The organism is Nonomuraea dietziae, assembly GCF_014195505.1.
GTDB lineage: Bacteria > Actinomycetota > Actinomycetes > Streptosporangiales > Streptosporangiaceae > Nonomuraea > Nonomuraea roseola.
Genome location: NZ_JACIBV010000001.1, coordinates 675,435 through 693,108 on the forward strand (window position 1 = coordinate 675,435; position 17,674 = coordinate 693,108).

Consider the following 17,674-nt stretch of genomic DNA (forward strand, 5'->3'; position numbering starts at 1 on the left):
ATTTGATATCTGACTCTATTTTGAGAGTAAACCATCATTTGCTGGTGCGGTACATTTCGAGCATGGGCACCAGCGGGCTACGCGAACGCAAGAAGGCCAGGACCAGGGAGGCGATCCTGCGCGAAGCGTTCAGGCTCTTCCGTGAACGCGGCTACAACGCCACCACCATCGACCAGATCGCCGAGGCCGCCGAGATCTCGCCCGCGACCTTCTTCCGCTACTTCCCGACGAAGGAGGACCTGGTCACCTTCGATCGTTTCCCTCCGCTCATCGAGGCTCTCCAGGTCCAGCCGCCCGGTGACCCGGTCGCCGTCCTGCGCGGCGCGTTCCGTACGGCGTTCGCCTCCCTGACCGCCGAGGAGATCGCCGCGGGGCATGCGCGGGAGGTGTTCGCGGCGACCGTCCCCGAGCTGCTGGCCGCCAACCTGTGCAGGAGCCCCGGCTTGCTGCGGGAGCTTTCCGAGATCGTCGCGGACAGGGCGGGATGCGGCGCGGACGACCCCCGGATCCGCAACGTCGCCGGCGCCGTCTTCGGGGTCGTGGCCATGGTCTGGCTGCAATGGGCGCAGGACCCCGACATGGACGGGCCCGCCGAGATCGACAGGGCACTCGCCCACCTGGAGTCCGGCCTAAGCCTGTAGGCGTGTCGCTCAACTGGGCAAGGCGGCGATCTCCACGCGGTGACCGTCGCTGTCGGACAGGAACGCCGCCAGCGCCCGCCCCTGCTCGGCCACGGTGGTGCGGTCGGCTCGTGAGAAGCGGCGCAGCGGAGTGACGGTCACGGCGCCTGCCTTGACGTTCCAGGTCGCGGCGACCCGGCCGTCGACCAGGACAACGCGGGCGCCTGCGACCGACAGGCCGCGATGGGCGTCGTCGATGATCCGGCTGCGGTCGTGGTAACCGAGGATCGCGTTGTCGAAGGCCGGCAGGAACCGCACGGGGGCGGGTGTGTCGGGGTCGGGGCGCGGCGCGTCGGGGAGGTCCAGCAGTTCCCGGCCTCGCTCGTCGCGGAAGGTGACCAGCTCCTCGCGTATCGCGGCCACCGCGGCCGGCAGTCCGGCCAGGCCGCACCAGGCTCGCAGGTCGGCCGTGGCGGCGGGGCCGAAGGCGGCCAGATAGCGCCGTACCAGCGCCTCGCCGACCGGATCGGAGCCCTCGGGGGCCGGCGGGTCGATGTCGTGGCGGGCCCGCCAGGCCAGGACGTCGTCGGCGGCGAGGAGGTGGACGGTGCGGCGCATGAGGTGGGTCCGGACCACGCTCCGCCCGGTCAGCAGGGCCGAGAGCACCGCCGGGTCGAACGCGCGCAGCCGCGACCAGAGCCCGACGAACGGTTCCTGCGGTTCCTGCGCCTGCAGTCCGCACAGGTGCGCGACGGCGTCGAGGACCGGCATGTCCGCGCGATCGAGCAGCAACTGCCGCGCCAGGGTCGCGCGGTTGAGCGTCCGGGTGTCGAGAACGGTCATCGGGGCCACGCCGCTCGTGTGGTGGGCGACGGGTCGTAGGACACGCTCAGGATCATGGTGGTTGTTCCCTTCGGAAGAAGGTGCGGAGACAGGAGGGTGGTGGGGAGGACGGACGGGGCGCGCCTCCCTCACCACGCATGACGGCTCAGCCGTTGTACTCGCTCACGACGTCCACGACCCAGACGACGCCGAAGCGGTCCGTGAGCATCCCGTACAGCGGCGCCCACTGCGCAGGCGCCAACGGCTGCGCGATGGTCGCTCCGGCGGACAGTTTCTCCCAGTACGCGGTGACTTCCTCCGTGGTCTCGCCGCGGAGGGAGACGAAGAAGGAGTTCTCACCCCGCTCCCACGGCGTTCGCGAGGGCACGTCGTAGGCCATCACGTGGAAGCCGTTGTCCGCGACCACCTGGCCCCACATCACCTGGTCCGCCTCGGCGGGGTCCTGCACGCTCCCAGCGTCCTTGTACGTGACGGCGGCGAGGTCACCACCGAACACGGCCTGGTAGAACTCGAGCGCCGCGCGGGCGTCGCCCCGGAAGTTCAGATGAGTCACGGACTTGACGGACATGGTCGGCTCCCAGCCTTCGGTGATTGTCTCCGGACGCTCTGAAGCGCCCGGACCGGACTGCCGATCTCGGAATCGGCTGTCCGGCCTGAGGCAACAGTCGCAGGGGTAGCGGTCAGGGTGTGGCCGCTTCTCGGGGCAGTATGGGGTTCATGCCGAAGACCTCAGCGCGACTGCTGTCACTGCTCTCGCTGCTCCAGGCGCGCCGGGACTGGCCGGGGGCGCTGCTGGCCGAGCGGCTGGACGTCAGCCCGCGCACCGTGCGTCGTGACGTCGAGCGCCTGCGCGAGCTCGGCTATCCCATCACCGCCTTCAAGGGGCCCGACGGCGGGTACCGGCTCGACGCCGGCACGGAGCTGCCCCCGTTGCTGTTCGACGACGAGCAGGCCGTCGCCCTGGCCATCGCGCTCCAGATCGCCGCCACCGCCGGTGCCGGCATAGAGGAGGCCGCGGCGCGCGCGCTGAACACCGTCCGGCAGGTGATGCCCGCACGGCTGCGCCGCCGGATCGACACCCTCCAGGTGAGCGCCGTCGAGCGCCCCTCGACCCGGCCGGACCCACAGGTCGACAGCAGCGTGCTCATGGCTCTCAGCGCCGCCGTCCACGCCCGCGAGGTGCTGCGCTTCGACTACGCGCCCGCAGGGGCGGACGACGACGGCGGCCGTACCCCGCCTCGCCGGGTGCAGCCCCATCACCTCGTCACCTGGGGCGGGCGCTGGTACCTCGTCGCCTGGGACCTCGACCGCGAGGACTGGCGCACCTTCCGGGCCGATCGGATCACCCCGCGCACCCCCACAGGGCCCCGCTTCAGCCCGCGCGAGCTGCCCGGAGGCGAGGTGGCCGCCTTCCTGGCCGGCAGGTTCCGGGGCTCCGACGGCTCCGGCGACTGGCCCTGCCGTGGCGAGGTGATCCTCGACCTGCCCGCCGCCGCGGTGTCCAGCTACACCCGCGACGGAGTCGTCGAGGAACTCGGCCAGGACCGCTGCCGGCTCGTCCTTGGCTCGTGGTCATGGACCGGCCTGGCCGCCACCGTCGGCACCTTCGACGCAGACATCGAGGTCGTCGGCCCGGCCGAGCTCAAGGAAGCCTTCGCGCACCTGGCCGGCCGTTACACCAGGGCCGCGACCGCCACCCTCTAGAGCGGCCCTGTGGCCTGGCCTGTGGCGTGGGGCGGCTCTCGGCATGCTGCTCGTCCTGGCCGGGCGGTCGTGCTGCAGGGATCGGCCTGGTCATGCATGCTCGCCGTACGGCCGTCGGCCGGGCCCGGTAGCCGCCGGCCGTCCGAGGCCTGTCGCCGGTGTGGCGCGGTGCGCGAGCGACACGGGAGTGCGGCCCAGCAGGGCGCGGGAGGTGCGGGCCAGGTGGGCCTGGTCGGCGAACCCGGCCGTGGCCGCCGCCGACGCCACGGACGAGAGGCCGAGCAGGGTGACGGCCGCCCGCAGCCGCGCCCACTGGCGCAGCCGTACCAGCGGAATCCCGACGGACGCGCGGACCAGGGCGCGCAGCCGCGGCGGCGACAGCCCTACCTCGGCGGCGATGACGTCGATGGGCAGCAGGTCGGCGGCCAGATCCAGGGCGTGAGCCACTCTCGGGTCGAGGAGCGGGCCGGGGCCGGCGAGCGTGACGAGCTCCGTCAAGGCGGCGCCGGAGCCGAGGGCCGCCCGCATCCGCCGTACGGCTCGCTCGTCGAGCACCGTCATCTCCTGGCGCGGGCGCAGCAGCCACGGATCGACGAACAGCGCCGTGTAGGCCGAGCTCACCGCGGCGGTGTGGGCGAGCTGCGGCGGCACGAGCAGCCCCGCTCCCGAGATCCGCCCGGCCACTGCGGGCCCTCGCTCAGGAAGGACGATCTTCCACACGGGATGCACGTGACGGGCGACCCTCGCAGGTCCGTTCTCCTCGAACACGGTCATCCCGCCGCCGGGGACGGACCGCAACCGGCGATCGTTTCGTTCAAGCGCCTGCGCGGGCGTAGGGGTCAGCATCGCGTCATGCACGATATCGCCGCCATCGCTCTGGCTCTCTTCCTGATCGCCGTGGGAGCCTCGCACTTCCTCTTGCCCGGATACTTCCGCACGCTCGTCCCCGGCTGGTTCCCCTGGGCGGGGCCCGCCGTCGCCGCCAGCGGGGTGGCGGAGATCCTCGTGGGCGGGCTGCTGGTCGTTCCGGGTGGCAGGGCGGCGGGGGGCTGGGCCGCCGCCGCGCTCATCACCGCCTACCTCGCCTCGCACGTGGACGCGCTACGGCACGCGCATCGCGACCGGCCGCGACTGGTGGACCGTCCGGCGGGCGCGGTGGCCCGCCTGGTGGTCAACGCCGCCTACATCGGCTGGGCGGTCACGGTGGCGCTGACCGCTCCAGGAGGCGGCTGAGACCGGTCGAGGCCCCGACGGGCAGGGCCTCGACACCAGGGCCTCGACATCAGGGCTTCGGCATCAGGTGAAGCTCCGCGACGCGTCACCAGGCGCGGGTACGCCCCACCCACACGTTCCGGGCACGGAAATAGGTGTTGCCGGAAGGGCCTGGTTGCTCGTTCCAGCCAGGACCGCCAGGCTCGATCCCGGAAGCCCAGGAGCCCATCTGCAGGTTGATGATGAGCCACTGCGGGACACCCGCCCAGCCGACTCCCCGGTGGGTCGCCTTCCAGACCCCGTCGAAGTAGTAGTCGAGCATGACGTCGTCGCCGTCCTTGTACATCCAGACGCGGTACTTGTGCCAGGCATCGGGGTTGTGGCCGCTGACCGGTTCACGCTCGACGACCTCCTCGCCACTGGCGTTCTTGCTCCAGGTGTTGAAGAGGTTGGTCGAGTTGCCCACGTATTCCAGGATGTCGCTCTCCGGCGGCCAGGCCGGCCAGGTACCCGTCGTCCAGAACGCCGGCCAGATGCCCTGTCCGGTCTGGGTCCGGAACTCGCCCTCGATGTCGTACTCGGGGAACTGGTCGTTGACGAGGATCTGCTCCTTGGCGTGAACGGCGCCCGAGCGGTACCACAGCGGAGCGTTCGGCGCGTGCGGGCTGTTCCCGTCCGGCGCGGCCAGCCGGGTCGCCGTCAGGGTCAGCACGCCCTGAGCGAGAGAGACCTGGCCGGCGTGCATCCTGGCGGCGCCGTTGTGGGTGTCGGCGCTGCCGTCCCAGGGGTAGAGGTGATTCCACTCCTGGTTGAAGGCCGAGGTACTGCTGAAGGAGGACTTCTCGATGAGGTTCTCCCATGAGGCGCCGGTGCGGCGGGCGCGGGCGGCGGCTGAGGACGTGGCATGGGCCGCGGTGGGGGCGAGTGAAAGGCCGAGGGACAAACCGCCGACGGCCGCCGCCGAGGCCAGGAGTTGACGCCGATTGATTCCTTGTTCGGACACGTTCTTCCTTTCTTCGACCCCCGTCACCGGCGTGCGAAGTGAGCCGGTACTGAGCGGGGACCAGGGCGCTCACGCAGGGAGGGACGCTGTGGACCGCGTCGAAGGGCAGTCGAGGCACCCCCCAGCGCTGGGGGGTTTGCCGACTTCGCCGCAAGCGGTCCTCGTTCAGGCGAATGATCATGATTGGGCGGGAACAGTATGCCGGTTGATCAGTTGGTGGGGAAGGGCAGGGCGAGAAGGTTGTAGGTCATGGCGATCTTGAAGAACACCACGCCGGCCAGTGCGAGCGTCGTGTGGCACAGCCGTCCTGGCCGGCCCCACCAGCCCTTCACCCAGGCCGGAACCGCGGTGACGGCGACCAGGACGGCGCACAGGAGCCCGACCGTGGCGAGGACCGGCAGCGCGGCGAGCGGGGGCGCGTTGAGGGCGGTCAGCTCCGCGGCCACGTTCGGGTCGGACATGATCATCGCGAACCCGGCGATGAAGGCGGTCACCAGCGCGGCCGTGATCCAGGCCAGGAGCCGGGCGGCACGGGCGCCGGTCGGCTGAGGCGAGGCGCCGGCGCGGGAGCGCCGCCGCAGGAGGCGCACCGAGGCGATGATCGGCAGGAGGAGGAAGGCGAGCACGAACACCAGGGCGCTGAGGCCGAACAGGATGGTGTGCGGCGTCGGGACGTCGTACCAGGCCAGCTTCTCCAGGACCTCGGACGGGTTCATCGAGCTGGACAGCGTCCCCTCGCCGTCGAAGGCGATCCGCGCCTGGCCGTCGCGCTCCTGGAAGAGGCCGGGGCCGGTTCGCATCCAGTGCTGGGTCGTCCTGGCCGGGTCGGGCGACAGCCCGGTGGTCGTCAGGGTGCCGTCGGCGTTGGCCTGCACGGTCGGCGCGGCGAACAAGGAGCCCGCCTTCATGAGGCTGGTACGGCTGGCGCGCGTGGAGCGGTAGGTGCCGGCGTATCGCGTCACGTCGTCGCCTCCGGCGGTGGCACGCGCGGTCCCCGCGGTGGCCGTTGCCGCGGGCAGGTAGCGGTCGACGATCCGGTTGACGAGGCTCTGGCCGTTCCATCCGGCGACGGCGCCGACGCCGTCGCCGTTGTAGACGACGTAGACGCCGAGGTGCTCCTCGGGGAGCAGGGCCATGACGTTGTGGTGGCCGGGCACGTCGCCGTCCTTGTAGATAAGCCTGCGACCGTTGCGCGACCGCAGCTCGAAGGCGTAGCCCATGCCCGGGATGCGGGAGTCCTGAGCGTAGTGCTGCTCCTGAAGGCGGCGGGCGAGGTTCCTGCCCAGGCGAGGATCGTCGCGGAGCTGGGCGAGCATGAAACGGCCCATGTCGGCCGGGGTGGAGACGGGGCCGGCTCCGGTGGGGGTCCACGGCGCGTACTGGCCCTTGACGGTGGCGTAGCCGTCTCCGCTCGGGCGGTAGGCGCCGGCGAGGTCGTCGTCCAGCACCGCGGCGTGCGGCACGGCCATGCTGGTGGCGTTCATCCCGAGCGGCTTGAGGATGTGCTGCTCGACGTACTGCGCGAACGGTTGCCCTGAGGCGGCCTCCACGAGGTGGCCCGCGAGCGCCATGCCGTAGTTGTCGTAGGCGACGCGCGTGCCCGGTGGGCGCACGCGAGGCGGTTGCCGGTCGGCCAGGCTGCGCGACAGCGGGCCGACGTCTTCGGGATCGGCCTCGGCGAGCCCGACGATGTCGTCGTCGAAGCCTGCCGTGTAGGTCAGGAGGTGCTCCAGAGTGACGGGCCGGCCTGGATAGGAGTCCTCGATGGTGAACGAGGTCAGGTACCGGTTGACGTCCGCTCGCAGATCGAGTTTGCCGTCCTCGACGAGTTGCATAGCCGCCGTGGCGGTGAACAGCTTGGCGAGCGAGCCGGTGAAGAAGCCGGTGCGGCCGGGGTCGATCGGCCGCCCCGTGGCCACGTCGGCGACCCCATATCCCTTGGCGAGGACCGTGCGCCCACCTGAGACCACGACGACCGCCGCACCGGGGATGCGGTCCCTTACCAACTGCTCGGGGACGACACGGTCGACCAACTCGGCCAGCCCCGGCAGATCGACCTGCCCTGGGGTCGGCTCGACGGCCGACAGGGCGGGTCCCGAGGTGAGGATCGCGGCGCCGGCCAGCGCCGTCGCCAGGATGCGAAGGAGGTGGGCTTTCATGGAGTCGACCCTGCCGACCTGGGGCGATGCCGGGCCAGTGTCAGGAGCACCGGCACCGCATGCGAAACGCATAATCAGTACATATCGGTAAGATCCTCCGCTGTGACGGTCATCCTGGTGATCCTGGCAGCCGTGGTGTTCGACCCTCTGGCCCCACTGCCCAGCGTTCCTGCGGCCGCCATGGTCACCCTGCAGATCGTGCACAGCCTGCCGCGCCTGCGCCGCCTGCGCGGTCCGTGGACCCTCGCCGCCCAAGGCCTGCTGTTCCCGTGGGCAGGGCAGGGCGCCCCCGGGTTGCTCGCCGCCTCCGCGCTCCTGATCGCGCGAGGCCCCCTGCGCTGGGTGCTGTTCTGCGCCGTCGTGGCCGCTGCAGGCCTGCTGAACACGGCCGACGCCTACACCTGCGTGAACGCCATGGTGAACGCGCTCACCCAGGGACTGGTCCTGTTCGGCGTCACCCGCCTGAACGATCTGCGCACCCAACTGCACGCCGCCCGCCACGAACTTGCCGAGGCGTCGGTCGCCGAGGAACGCGAGCGTGCCTCCCGCGACCTCGAGAGCGTCCTGGGCTCCAGCCTGTCGGCCATCATCACCTTGGCGGCGCAGGGGCGCACCGGCGACATCCTCACCCTGGCCCGGCGCGCCGCCGCACGCGCTCGGCAGGCTCCCCCCGCCCCGGCGCAGCCGTCTTTCGACGACCTCACGCCCAGACTGGCGGTCCCCATCCTGGTGGCCGCGCACCTGGGTTTCCTGACCGTCACAGCGGTGTTCCTGTGGCGGGCGGCTCTGCCTCCCGCCGTCCTGGCCATCGGCCTGCCGGCCGTGGTCGTCGTCACGCTCCTGCAGCTCCACCACTCGTTGCCCCGGCCGCCCGGTGTCCGGCCCCGGCACGCCGGGTGGACGCTTCCGCTGCAGTTCGTCCTCATCCTGGTGCCGCTGTTCCTGCCGGACCGCCCCTACCCGCAGTTGATCGGCTTCGCCGCGGGCTCGCTCCTCATCCTGTGGACCCGCTGGGCGGCCTTCCCCGCGGTCGGCGCCATGCTGCTGGCGACGGCCGCCACGATGGCGCTACGCGGTGTCCCCCCGGCCGACAACCTCTACTGGACGCTGAACGCGCTGGCCATAGCGGTCATGTTCCACGGCCTGGCGCTGCACACCGACATGGTCACCCAGGTGCGCCAGGCACGCCTCTCCCTGGCCGGGATCGCGCTGGCAAGGGAGCGCCGCCGCATCTCCAGGGACGTCCACGATCTGCTCGGTTACAGCCTGTCGGCCATCGTGGTGAAGGGGGAACTGGCCGTCCACGTCCCCGAGCGGGCCGCCGAGCAGCTCGCCGACATCACCCGCATCGCCGAGCGCGCCCTCACCGACCTGGCCGCCGTTCCGGGCGACAGCGGTCACGCGCTGTCGCTGGGAACCGAGCTGGCCTCCGCTCGTGAGGTGCTGTCCGCCGCGGGCGCGACCGTCCACGCCGATCCCTTCGTCGAGCTGCCAGGGGAGATCGACGCGCTGCTGGCCACCGTCCTGCGAGAGGCGGTCACCAACGTCCTGCGTCACAGCCGCGCCCGGCACTGCCGCATCGAGCTCACCCGGCAGAACGCCACCGCACGCCTGCGGATCACCAACGACGGTGTCGGCGAAGCCACCGCGCCGCCCGGTCAGGGCCTGACGAATCTGGCCCAGCGGGTGACCGCGCTGGGCGGCACCCTGCGGACGGCGCGCGTGCCGGGAGGCTACGAGCTCCTCGTCCTACAGCCAACCGGCCTCGGTCGCGATCCGGACGGCGTCAAGACGGTTGCGCGCGTCTAGCTTGGTGACGATCGCGCCCAGGTAGTTGCGCACCGTCCCCTTCGACAGGAACAACGTCGAGGCGATCACCGCGGGCTCCACGCCGTCGGCTGCCAGCCGCAGCACCTCGATCTCCCTGGCGCTCAGGGGGTTGGGCCTGCCCATGATCGCCTGCGCGGCAAGCTCCGGGTCGAGCACGCGCTCTCCCGCGGCCACCCGCCGGATCGCCTCGGCCAGTTGGGCGGGCGGCGCGTCCTTGAGCATGAACCCACTGACCTCGGACGACAGCGCCTTGCGCAACGTCTCAGGACGCCCCACCGACGTGAGGATCACCACTCGGCACTCGGGAAGCCGCTCCGCCAGCACCCCTGCCGCGGCGAGCCCGTCCATCTCGCCTGGCATGTGTACATCGAGCACCGCCACGTCCGGCCGCTGCTCCAGGGCTGCCGTCACCGCCGCTTTCCCCGACGCGACCTCCGCCACGACGGTCAGGTCGCTCTCCAGCCCCAGCAGCGCGACGATGGCCCCGCGGATGAGGTCCATGTCCTCCGCCAGCAGTACCCGAATCACGATCGCTCCTTCACCTCTGCACCGGCCGCTCATCATCCGCCGTGCGACCGGACGCCGGCGCATCGGGGGTCGGCCCGCGCGCTCATCCGCGCGTCGAGTCCGGTTCGGCTTACACGCACCAAATGAGTCGTCGTCTTAGACTCCCCGCCCCCCGCGGCTCTGGGGGGTGTGGTCCTGGCAGTACGGCGGGGTTCGCTGTTCAGGGACGGGCTGCGGCGTACAGGATGTCGCGCATGCCGGGCAGCGACTCCCGGTCTTCTCGCCACACGAGCCGCAGGCTGAGATCCGGGAGCGGAAGGTCGAGCGGGACCAGGGCGCCGGAGCGGAGGCTGTCGGCGACCGCGAACCGGGGGAGCAGCGAGATGCCGAGCCCGTGCTCGGCCCATGCGCGCATCACCGGGACGCCTCCGGCTTTGATCCGCCGGGGGCCCGAACCGAGGATCTTCTTCCCTGCCATCCAGAACGAGCACTCCGGCACGTTGACCAGGAGCCGCTCGTGCTCCAGGTCACCGGGTGTCAGAGCGGCGCGGGCGGCGAGCGGATGGGCGGGTGCGGCCACCAGCGCGAGGGGCACCGGGTCGAGGTCGATGAAGGCGAGCGGTCCTGCGGGGGCGGGGAAGCCGAGTCCGCCGACGTCGTCACCGGAGTCGAGCAGCAGGGCGGCCTCCAGGCGTCCGTCGATCACGTCCGCCAGGAGGCCGTCGCGGGCGCGTTCGGTGTGCACCTCGACCTCGATGTCGGGACGGCGTTCGGCGAATCGGGCCAGGACCTGGGGCACGTAGGAGCCGGCGAGCGTTTCCAGCGCGCCGAGACGCAGCAGCCGCCGTTCGGCTCTGACGTCGCGGACGGCCTGCTCGGCCTGGTCGAGCAGGGAGCGCGCCCACCCCTGCAGCCGCTGTCCTGCGGGGGTGAGGTCCATTCCCCTGGGACCGCGCACGAACAGGGCCACGCCGAGCATTCCCTCGAGGGCGCGGATCTGCTGGGAGACGGACGAGGGGGCGAGGTCGAGCGCGACGGCGGCGTCGGTCACGGTCCGATGCCTGACGACCGCCTCGAAGGTTCTGAGCTGGCGGAACTCCACGCGGAGAGGAACCGCGTGGAGCGTTCGGGAATTCCGAACGGGACGTGCGGCTGTGGCGGTGGAGCCGTGGGCCTGCGGAACGCACAGTGGGTCGCCTCCTCTCCATCTTTTGTCTTCGGGAGCTGTCTCGGACATGACCCTTGTGAACTCACCCATGCCCATGTCGGGGAACCGCCGTCCGCGCCAGGGGAGCGCTCGCGCGCTGGCGGGCCTCTCGCTGGGCTACTTCATGGTGCTGCTGGACATGACGGTGCTGTCGGTCGCCGAACCCGATCTGGCGTCGTCTCTGGAGACCTCGATGGCCGGGCTGCAGTGGGCGACCACCGGCTATACCGTGGCGTTCGCCGCCCTGCTGCTGTCGGCGGGGGCGGCGGCGGACCGCTTCGGTGCCGAGCGGCTCTTCCGCGCCGGGATCACGGTCTTCACGCTGGCGTCCCTGCTCAGCGCGTTCGCCCCCGGACTGTCGGCACTGGTCCTCCTGCGCGTGATTCTCGGCGCCGCCGCGGCGGCGTGCGTGCCCGCCTCGATGGCGATGATCGCTCAGCTCTACCCGGAGCCGGCGGCGCGGGCGCGCGCGGTGTCGGCATGGGCCGCGATCAGTGGTGCGGCCGTCGCAGCGGGTCCGCTCGCGGGCGGCGCGCTGGTCGGCGTGGCAGGATGGCGCTCCATCTTCCTCGTCAACGTGCCCATCGGCCTGGCGGTGCTGACCCTGACACTGGGCCGGGCGGTGGCCTGCCCGCGCAGTGAGCGCAGGATCGACTGGGTCGCACAGGCGGCGGCCGCCGCGGTGCTGGCCCTGTTCACAGACGCGCTGATCGCCGCCGGTGCGCAGGACTGGGCCCACGCCGTGTGGTCGTCGGTGGGGCTCGGTGTGTCTTTCGCGGCCTTCCACGGCCTGGAGCGTCGCAGCAAGGCGCCGGTCGTGAACCGGGCTCTGACGCGGTCAGGCCGGGTACGTGCCGGACTGCTGGCCGCCGCGGCCGTGAACTTCGCGTTGGCGGGGAGTCTTTTCGTCCTGCCGCTGCTGTTGCAGCGGGAGTGGCACCTCAGCCCGCTGCAGACGGGGCTGGCGTTCCTGCCGCTGACCGTTCCCTTCGCCGCCAATCCGCCGTTCACAGGCAAGATCGTGGCACGGGTGGGTCCACGCCCTCCGATCCTGGCCGGTTTGGTGATGCTGGCCGTCGGCGGAGCCGTTATGGCCGGCGCGGTCTTCGCAGGCGGAGGGTACCCGTGGCTCGCGGTGGGCCTCATGATGAGCGGCCTGGGCGTCTCCTACGCCTTGCCCGCCCTGGTGGCGGCCCTGGTCAGCGTCGCCCCGGCGGGGACGACCGGCGCGGTGGGCGGCCTGCTCAACGCCGTGCGCCAGGTCGGCGCCACCCTCGGCGTCGCCGTCATGGGCGCCGCCGTCGCGGCGGGCACGGGGTGGGCCCTGCTGGTGTCGTCCGCGGTCTGCGCCATCGCCTGGTTCGTGTTCGCTCTCACGCGCCGATGAGACGAGCGGCGCCAGCGGCACACCTGACAGACGCGCCGCCGGCCGGTCTGCTCCCGCGGCGGCGGGCGGCGCCTCAGCCCGAAGAGTGCGAAGCCGCCTCGTCGGCCCGATCGAGCAGGGCGCGCCGTTCGGGTTCGGAGTGGGCGACGGCGGCGGCCTGCCGGAACAGGGCCGCGGCCCGCTCGCGCTGGCCCTGCCGGGCGAGGAGGTCCGCTTCGGCCGCCACGGCCAGCGGGTAGCCGTCCAGCGCGCCGCCCGCGCGGGCCTGGGCGAGCAGGGCGAGACCGACCGCGGGCCCGTGCGCGTAGCCGTGCGCGACGGCGCGGTTCAGCTCGATCACCGGCGAGGGCTGGAGCTCTGCCAGCCGGTCGTACCAGGTGGCGATCGCCGGCCAGTCGGTGGAGTCTGCGGAGGCGGCGGTGGCGTGGCAGGCGGCGATCCTGGCCTGCAGCGCGTACGGCCCTGCTTCTGGCGCGCCGTCGAGGACGCGCAGACCCTCGGCGATCGCGGCGTGGTCCCACCGGCGCCGATCCTGCCTGTCCAGGGTGAGCAGGTTGCCCTGTCCATCTCTGCGGGTCTCGCGCCGCGAGTGCTGGAACAGGAAGAGCGCCAGCAGCGCGGACACCTCGCCCTGGTCGGGCATGAGCCGCCGCAGGAGCCTGGCCAGGCGGATGGCCTCCTCGGCGAACGCGGGCCGTCCGTCGGCGTTGTAGCCGTGGGTGAACAGCAGGTACAGCACCGCCAGCACGCCGGGCAGCCGCTCGGTGAGCGCAGAACCTGTCGGCACCCCGTAAGGGATGCCGGCCTCCGCGATCCTCGTCTTGGCCCTGGTCAGGCGCCTGGTCATGGTCGACTCGCTGACCAGAAAGGCCCGCGCGATGTCAGCGGTGGGCACCCCGCCGATCGTCCGCAGGGTCAGGGCCACGCGCGCCTCCAGGGCGAGGGCGGGGTGGCAGCAGGTGAAGATGAGCCGCAGCCGGTCGTCCACCACTTCCTCTCGCGCCGGGGCGGGGCCCTGATCGTTCAGCGCGAGCACCGCCAGCTCGGCCAGCTTGCGGCGTTCGACCGAAGCGCGGCGCAGCACGTCGACCGCGCGGTTGCGGGCCACCGTCATCAGCCAGCCGCCCGGGTTGCGCGGCACCCCCTCCAGCGGCCACCGCTGCAGCGCGAGCGTCAGCGCCTCCTGGGCACAGTCCTCGGCCAGCGTCCAGTCGCCGGTGACGCGGATCAGCGCCGCCACGATCCGCGCGTACGCGTCCACGCTCGCGGCGGCGACGGCCGAGGCCGTCGCCGCCGCACGAACATCGGTCACGCCGGTCAATCGTTCAGGTCGGCCAGCGGGCGCAGCTCCAGCCGTCCTGCCCTGGCCATCGGGTGGGCGCGGGCCACCTCGATCGCCTCGTCCAGGTCGGCGCACTCCAGCAGGTCGTAGCCCACGATCACCTCCTTGGTCTCCGTGAAGGGGCCGTCGGACACCAGCAGCCTGCCGTCGCGAACCCTGACCGTCGTGGCCGCCGACGTCGGCGCCAGCGCGCTGCCCTCCAGACGACGACCACGCGCGTCATTGTCCGACACCCACACCTCGATGTCGGGCTCGGCCGCCTTGTCGGTGTCGGGCTCGGTGTCGGTGCAGACGAACATCATGTACTTCATCGCTGTTCCTCACTCCCGTGAACTCACCACTATGACGAACGAGCGGCCCGAGTCCGGACAGCGTGGTCGCCGGAGCGCCGGTGGAGGGGCGTCACGAGTGCAGCGGGTGATCATCGCCTACGAGGCGGGGCTGGTGCCGCCGCCCCGCTGAGGCCGTCCGCGCCCGTCCGCGCTCTGCGCGAGACGGCCGAGCACATCGGCCCAGCCGCTGCCGGTCTCCTGTTCGAGCAGGTCGGGAAGGCCGCTGTGGCGGAGGGTGAGCCGGGTGCCCTCGCCGTCCTGGGTCAGGGTGACCTCGACCCTGGTGGTTCCCGGCGGGATGTCGGGGGCTCCGGGGGTGGCCTCCCAGCCGAAGGTGAAGACGATCCGCTCGTACGGCACGAGCTCCACGAACCGCCCGTGCATGACGGGGCGTGGGCCTCCGTCCATGTGAACCCGCAGGGTGCCGCCCGGGCGGGCGTCCAGCTCGGCCGTTCCCCACCACTGGGTCAGGCGGGCAGGATCGGTGAAGAACCGCCACACGGTCTCTGGACCCGCGTGGATGTGCAGCGTCTGCTCGATCGTCCTGCTCACAATGACCCTCTCGCGTCCCGGTCCTCTCGCTCGGCCGCCTGCCTGAGGCGGCCGAGCGAGGTGGACCACATCGTCTCCAAGAACGTCAGCGCCTCGGTCAGGCCCTCGGGGCGCAGGCGGTAGAAGCGGCGGTTGCCCGCGCGGCGCACCTCGACGAGGCCGGCGGAGGCCAGGGTCCGCAGATGCTGGGACACCGCGGGGCGGCTGATCTCGGGGAAGCGCTCGGCGATCTCTCCTGCCGGCACCTCCCGCTCCCGCACCAGGTCCAGGATGGCGCGACGGGTCGGATCGGAGACCGCCCTCAACACCTCGTCCACGCTCGGCCGCCTCCGTTGCGCGCTGCTCGCATTGTATGTAAGTGTTTAAGCACTATCTTACACAGCTAGGAGGAGCGTGCACCATGAAGGATCGGCGACCTCTTGACGCGCTGGCCGGTCACTGGCGCTCGCGCGGGCAGACCGTGGCCACCGCCTCCGAGCCCGCGATCCACGTCGCGGGGACGGACACCTACACGTGGCTGGCCGGCGGGCATTTCCTCATCCACCGCGTGGACGTGCGCATGGGGGAGGAGCGGGTCGAGGTCATCGAGATGATCGGGCCCTACGACGAGGCGAGCAGGACCTGCCCCATGCGCTCCTTCGACAGCCACGGCGGCTTCGTCACGATGCTGGCCAGGGTGGACGACGAGGGCGTGTGGACGTTCGAGGGCGAGACGGAGCGCGCGACGCTGACGATCGCCGAAGACGGTGGCGCCATGGCGGCCGTGTGGGAGCGCAGGGGCGATGACGCGACCTGGCGGCACTGGATGGACATGGCCTTCACCAGGGAGGGCTGAGGCTCCGCTCGTTCCTGCAGCGCCGCGGCAATGCCGTTGAGCAGGCGCTCCAGGCCGTACCCGTCGAGACAGCCGAGGACGAAGTCGTACACCCGGAGCGCGTGGCGCCCGAGGGTGGGACGCCTGGTGATCGACGCCACCGGCTGCCCGCGCACGAGTGGCCGACCTCGGCTCGATACCATCGGCGCGATTTTTCCGGTCGCCTTGAGGAGTTGTCCGCGATGACCCTGCCAGCCGCCCGCACCTTCGAACAGCGCAGGCTCGACACCCTGCATCGGCTGGAGCACGATGTCGACGCCTGGGTGGCCACGGCCGGCCCGGAGGGCGGCGAGCCGTACATGGTGCCGCTGTCGTTCCTGTGGGACGGCGACACGCTGCTGTTCGCCACGGCCGCCGACTCGGCGACCGCCCGCAACCTGGAGGCTTCGGGGAAGGCGCGACTCGGCCTCGGCCTCACCCGCGACGTGATCCTCATCGAGGGTACGGCCGAGCCGCTGCGGATGGGCGAGGTCCCCGCTGAGGTGGGCGACGCCTTCGCCGTCAAGACGGGCTTCGACCCCCGTGAACTGAGCAGCCCGTACCTGTACTTCCGCATCCGTCCTGAGCGGATCCAGGCGTGGCGGGAGGTCAACGAGCTCGAAGCCCGCGAGCTCATGAGGGACGGTCGCTGGCGCCTCCCCTGAGGGACGCCGGGGTTTGGCGCGCCTTCGCCGGGTAGCTGGGCGACTCACATTCTCGACAACTGGGAGTCATCTACATGACTGAGCACTGGAGCTACCGCGAGGGTGTCGTCTCCGACCCGACCATGAGCATGGTCGGCTTCGACGTCGAAGCCACCGACGGCAAGATCGGCTCAGTGGACGAGGAGAACAACGCGGTCGGCGCCAGCTACCTCGTCGTCGACACCGGGTTCTGGATCTTCGGCAAGAAGGTCGTGATGCCCGCGAGCACCATCATTCGGATCGACCCGCAGGAGAAGAAGGTCTACCTCGCCCGCACCAAGGAGGAGATCAAGAACGCTCCGGAGTTCGACGAGAACACCTACCAGGAGCCGACGTACCGCCAGCAGGTCGGCGACTACTACGGCCGCTTCCCGCACCGCCCGTAACTCGCACGGCGTCTGAGCGTCAACGGCTCTCCCCGATCGGGGAGAGCCGGGGCGTGAGCGGCAACCGAACGGCCAGTGGCGTAAACGAGCCCGCGGACAGCGCGCTACCGCCACTGGCCGTTCTGATGCGGGTGGCCTGGTTCCTGGTCCGGCTGTGCCTGGTCGGGTAGCAGGTCGGCGCGGGCGGTCCGTACGGTGGCACGGATGGCGGCCATCTCGGTCTGGACCTCCCATAGCTACGGCGAGCCGCCATCCCGGCCAGTCCTGAGGACGGCTCGGGCGATATGCGAAGAGTTAGCTCTCGGTCAGCACGTAGCTATCTCAGGTGGTGCATACCTTCCGGTAACTCCTCGTCCTCCGTGGTGATCGGGCCGCCGATAGCATCGGCCTGCGGAGGAGCTCCGGCGTGCGTACCGACTGGGAACTGGATGAACTGATCAGCGCGTGGATGCTGGTCGAGGGCGATGGGGACCTGGTCGGGGTTTCGCATGGATGGGGACCCGACAGATGGCCGCGACCGGCGACCGCGGCCAGGACGAGGCCGCGCTGCGCGTGCAGGGCATGGCAGGATCGCGGCCATGTCCCTCACCGTTCCCCGCCTCCGGATCGGCTCGACCGAGATCATCGCCCTCGCCGACGGCGAGGGCCCGTTCTTCTCCCCCCCGCGCCGAGGCCTTCCCCGAGGCCACGGCCGCTCAGTGGGCTGAGGCCGACCGCTACGACCCGGGCGCGGTCGACGCCGAGGGCCGCTGGTGGCTCCAGTTCCGCGCGTACGCCATCCGCGGCGACAAGGGCCTCACCGTCGTGGACGCCGGGATCGGTCCGGCGAACGGCCCGGCCGGCTCGTGGGCGCCCGTACCCGGTGCGCTACCCGAGTCGCTCGCCGCTGCGGGCATCGACCCGGCCGAGGTCGACACCGTGGTGCTCACGCATCTGCACACCGACCACGTCGGGTGGGCGGTCGTGACCGAGGCGGCCGTCCCATCAGCGGGCGGCGCGGTGGACGGCAACCCTTCGACTAGATGAATGAGTC

General features: G+C 71.5%; 20 protein-coding genes. 9 read left to right on the forward strand and 11 right to left on the reverse strand.

The window, feature by feature from the left end; translation table 11 throughout:
- The first annotated feature begins 44 nt into the window (after positions 1-44).
- On the forward strand, positions 45-641 hold the full coding sequence (locus tag FHR33_RS03425) for a TetR family transcriptional regulator (RefSeq protein ID WP_312895344.1): 597 nt from the start codon (positions 45-47) through the stop codon (positions 639-641).
- 9 nt (positions 642-650) lie between these two features.
- On the opposite strand, the gene FHR33_RS03430 is transcribed toward FHR33_RS03425, so the two are convergent.
- Together FHR33_RS03430 and FHR33_RS03435 are read right to left on the reverse strand one after the other, a co-directional pair.
- The gene (locus FHR33_RS03430) at positions 651-1,463 is read right to left on the reverse strand and encodes a winged helix DNA-binding domain-containing protein (protein WP_183643374.1); all 813 of its coding nucleotides are present in this window, start codon (positions 1,461-1,463) and stop codon (positions 651-653) included.
- A 145-nt stretch (positions 1,464-1,608) separates the two neighbouring features.
- Complete coding sequence (locus tag FHR33_RS03435) at positions 1,609-2,031, reverse strand: VOC family protein (RefSeq protein ID WP_183643377.1); 423 nt, start codon at positions 2,029-2,031, stop codon at positions 1,609-1,611.
- 149 nt (positions 2,032-2,180) lie between these two features.
- Between FHR33_RS03435 and FHR33_RS03440 the strand changes: the two genes are divergently transcribed.
- Positions 2,181-3,167: a helix-turn-helix transcriptional regulator gene (locus tag FHR33_RS03440; protein WP_183643380.1), complete on the forward strand. Its 987-nt coding sequence runs from the start codon at positions 2,181-2,183 to the stop codon at positions 3,165-3,167.
- 90 nt (positions 3,168-3,257) lie between these two features.
- Here FHR33_RS03440 and FHR33_RS48910 read toward each other — a convergent pair whose 3' ends face one another.
- Positions 3,258-3,965: a helix-turn-helix domain-containing protein gene (locus tag FHR33_RS48910; protein WP_221240908.1), complete on the reverse strand. Its 708-nt coding sequence runs from the start codon at positions 3,963-3,965 to the stop codon at positions 3,258-3,260.
- Positions 3,966-4,019: 54 nt separating this feature from the next.
- Between FHR33_RS48910 and FHR33_RS03450 the strand changes: the two genes are divergently transcribed.
- Complete coding sequence (locus FHR33_RS03450; protein WP_183643383.1) at positions 4,020-4,400, forward strand: DoxX-related protein; 381 nt, start codon at positions 4,020-4,022, stop codon at positions 4,398-4,400.
- Positions 4,401-4,485: 85 nt separating this feature from the next.
- Here the strand turns inward: FHR33_RS03450 and FHR33_RS03455 are convergent, their stop codons facing one another.
- Both FHR33_RS03455 and FHR33_RS03460 read right to left on the reverse strand, forming a co-directional pair.
- Complete coding sequence (locus FHR33_RS03455; protein ID WP_183643386.1) at positions 4,486-5,382, reverse strand: glycoside hydrolase family 16 protein; 897 nt, start codon at positions 5,380-5,382, stop codon at positions 4,486-4,488.
- Positions 5,383-5,591: 209 nt separating this feature from the next.
- Positions 5,592-7,541 carry a serine hydrolase domain-containing protein gene (locus FHR33_RS03460; protein ID WP_246451637.1) on the reverse strand — a complete coding sequence of 650 codons (1,950 nt, stop codon included), beginning with the start codon at positions 7,539-7,541 and terminating at the stop codon, positions 5,592-5,594.
- A 102-nt stretch (positions 7,542-7,643) separates the two neighbouring features.
- On the opposite strand from FHR33_RS03460, the gene FHR33_RS52410 reads away from it, so the two are divergent.
- A complete protein-coding gene (locus tag FHR33_RS52410) occupies positions 7,644-9,350 on the forward strand; it encodes a sensor histidine kinase (protein ID WP_183643392.1) in 1,707 nt (568 codons plus the stop codon).
- Here FHR33_RS52410 and FHR33_RS03470 read toward each other — a convergent pair.
- Complete coding sequence (locus FHR33_RS03470; RefSeq protein WP_183643395.1) at positions 9,291-9,899, reverse strand: response regulator transcription factor; 609 nt, start codon at positions 9,897-9,899, stop codon at positions 9,291-9,293. The genes FHR33_RS52410 and FHR33_RS03470 overlap by 60 nt on opposite strands.
- Before the next feature lie 199 nt (positions 9,900-10,098).
- Positions 10,099-10,980 (reverse strand): LysR family transcriptional regulator, encoded by an 882-nt coding sequence (locus FHR33_RS03475; protein WP_183643398.1) that lies wholly within the window; start codon positions 10,978-10,980, stop codon positions 10,099-10,101.
- Between the two features lie 133 nt (positions 10,981-11,113).
- Here FHR33_RS03475 and FHR33_RS03480 point away from each other — a divergent pair, with 133 nt between their 5' ends.
- The gene (locus tag FHR33_RS03480; RefSeq protein WP_183643401.1) at positions 11,114-12,472 is read left to right on the forward strand and encodes an MFS transporter; all 1,359 of its coding nucleotides are present in this window, start codon (positions 11,114-11,116) and stop codon (positions 12,470-12,472) included.
- Positions 12,473-12,545: 73 nt separating this feature from the next.
- Here the strand turns inward: FHR33_RS03480 and FHR33_RS03485 are convergent, their stop codons facing one another.
- The 4 genes from FHR33_RS03485 to FHR33_RS03500 form a co-directional block, all read right to left on the reverse strand.
- Entirely contained in the window at positions 12,546-13,784 is a 1,239-nt protein-coding gene (locus tag FHR33_RS03485) for an RNA polymerase sigma factor (RefSeq protein WP_183643404.1), read from the reverse strand.
- 5 nt (positions 13,785-13,789) lie between these two features.
- Positions 13,790-14,125: a YciI family protein gene (locus tag FHR33_RS03490; RefSeq protein ID WP_183643407.1), complete on the reverse strand. Its 336-nt coding sequence runs from the start codon at positions 14,123-14,125 to the stop codon at positions 13,790-13,792.
- A 117-nt stretch (positions 14,126-14,242) separates the two neighbouring features.
- Complete coding sequence (locus FHR33_RS03495; protein ID WP_183643410.1) at positions 14,243-14,698, reverse strand: SRPBCC family protein; 456 nt, start codon at positions 14,696-14,698, stop codon at positions 14,243-14,245.
- Positions 14,695-15,015 carry an ArsR/SmtB family transcription factor gene (locus tag FHR33_RS03500; protein WP_183643413.1) on the reverse strand — a complete coding sequence of 107 codons (321 nt, stop codon included), beginning with the start codon at positions 15,013-15,015 and terminating at the stop codon, positions 14,695-14,697. Before FHR33_RS03500 ends, FHR33_RS03495 begins: the two co-directional genes overlap by 4 nt.
- Before the next feature lie 83 nt (positions 15,016-15,098).
- Here FHR33_RS03500 and FHR33_RS03505 point away from each other — a divergent pair, with 83 nt between their 5' ends.
- The 4 genes from FHR33_RS03505 (at position 15,099) to FHR33_RS03520 (ending at position 17,667) form a co-directional block, all read left to right on the forward strand.
- Positions 15,099-15,533, forward strand: a complete 435-nt coding sequence (locus FHR33_RS03505; RefSeq protein ID WP_183643416.1) for a DUF1579 family protein — start codon at positions 15,099-15,101, stop codon at positions 15,531-15,533.
- Positions 15,534-15,754: 221 nt separating this feature from the next.
- Positions 15,755-16,216: a pyridoxamine 5'-phosphate oxidase family protein gene (locus FHR33_RS03510; protein ID WP_183643420.1), complete on the forward strand. Its 462-nt coding sequence runs from the start codon at positions 15,755-15,757 to the stop codon at positions 16,214-16,216.
- A 74-nt stretch (positions 16,217-16,290) separates the two neighbouring features.
- Positions 16,291-16,641, forward strand: coding sequence for a PRC-barrel domain containing protein (locus FHR33_RS03515; protein WP_183643423.1), 351 nt, complete (start codon positions 16,291-16,293; stop codon positions 16,639-16,641).
- Positions 16,642-17,133: 492 nt separating this feature from the next.
- The gene (locus tag FHR33_RS03520) at positions 17,134-17,667 is read left to right on the forward strand and encodes an MBL fold metallo-hydrolase (RefSeq protein WP_246451639.1); all 534 of its coding nucleotides are present in this window, start codon (positions 17,134-17,136) and stop codon (positions 17,665-17,667) included.
- Positions 17,668-17,674 lie beyond the last annotated feature (7 nt).

Coding starts and splice junctions, on each gene's coding strand:
- FHR33_RS03430 (WP_183643374.1), bottom strand. CDS start 1,463: ATGACCGTTCTCGACACCCGGACGCTCAACCGCGCGACCCTGGCGCGG.
- FHR33_RS03435 (WP_183643377.1), bottom strand. CDS start 2,031: ATGTCCGTCAAGTCCGTGACTCATCTGAACTTCCGGGGCGACGCCCGC.
- FHR33_RS03440 (WP_183643380.1), top strand. CDS start 2,181: ATGCCGAAGACCTCAGCGCGACTGCTGTCACTGCTCTCGCTGCTCCAG.
- FHR33_RS03450 (WP_183643383.1), top strand. CDS start 4,020: ATGCACGATATCGCCGCCATCGCTCTGGCTCTCTTCCTGATCGCCGTG.
- FHR33_RS03460 (WP_246451637.1), bottom strand. CDS start 7,541: ATGAAAGCCCACCTCCTTCGCATCCTGGCGACGGCGCTGGCCGGCGCC.
- FHR33_RS03480 (WP_183643401.1), top strand. CDS start 11,114: ATGACCCTTGTGAACTCACCCATGCCCATGTCGGGGAACCGCCGTCCG.
- FHR33_RS03490 (WP_183643407.1), bottom strand. CDS start 14,125: ATGAAGTACATGATGTTCGTCTGCACCGACACCGAGCCCGACACCGAC.
- FHR33_RS03505 (WP_183643416.1), top strand. CDS start 15,099: ATGAAGGATCGGCGACCTCTTGACGCGCTGGCCGGTCACTGGCGCTCG.
- FHR33_RS03510 (WP_183643420.1), top strand. CDS start 15,755: ATGACCCTGCCAGCCGCCCGCACCTTCGAACAGCGCAGGCTCGACACC.
- FHR33_RS03515 (WP_183643423.1), top strand. CDS start 16,291: ATGACTGAGCACTGGAGCTACCGCGAGGGTGTCGTCTCCGACCCGACC.
- FHR33_RS03520 (WP_246451639.1), top strand. CDS start 17,134: ATGGGGACCCGACAGATGGCCGCGACCGGCGACCGCGGCCAGGACGAG.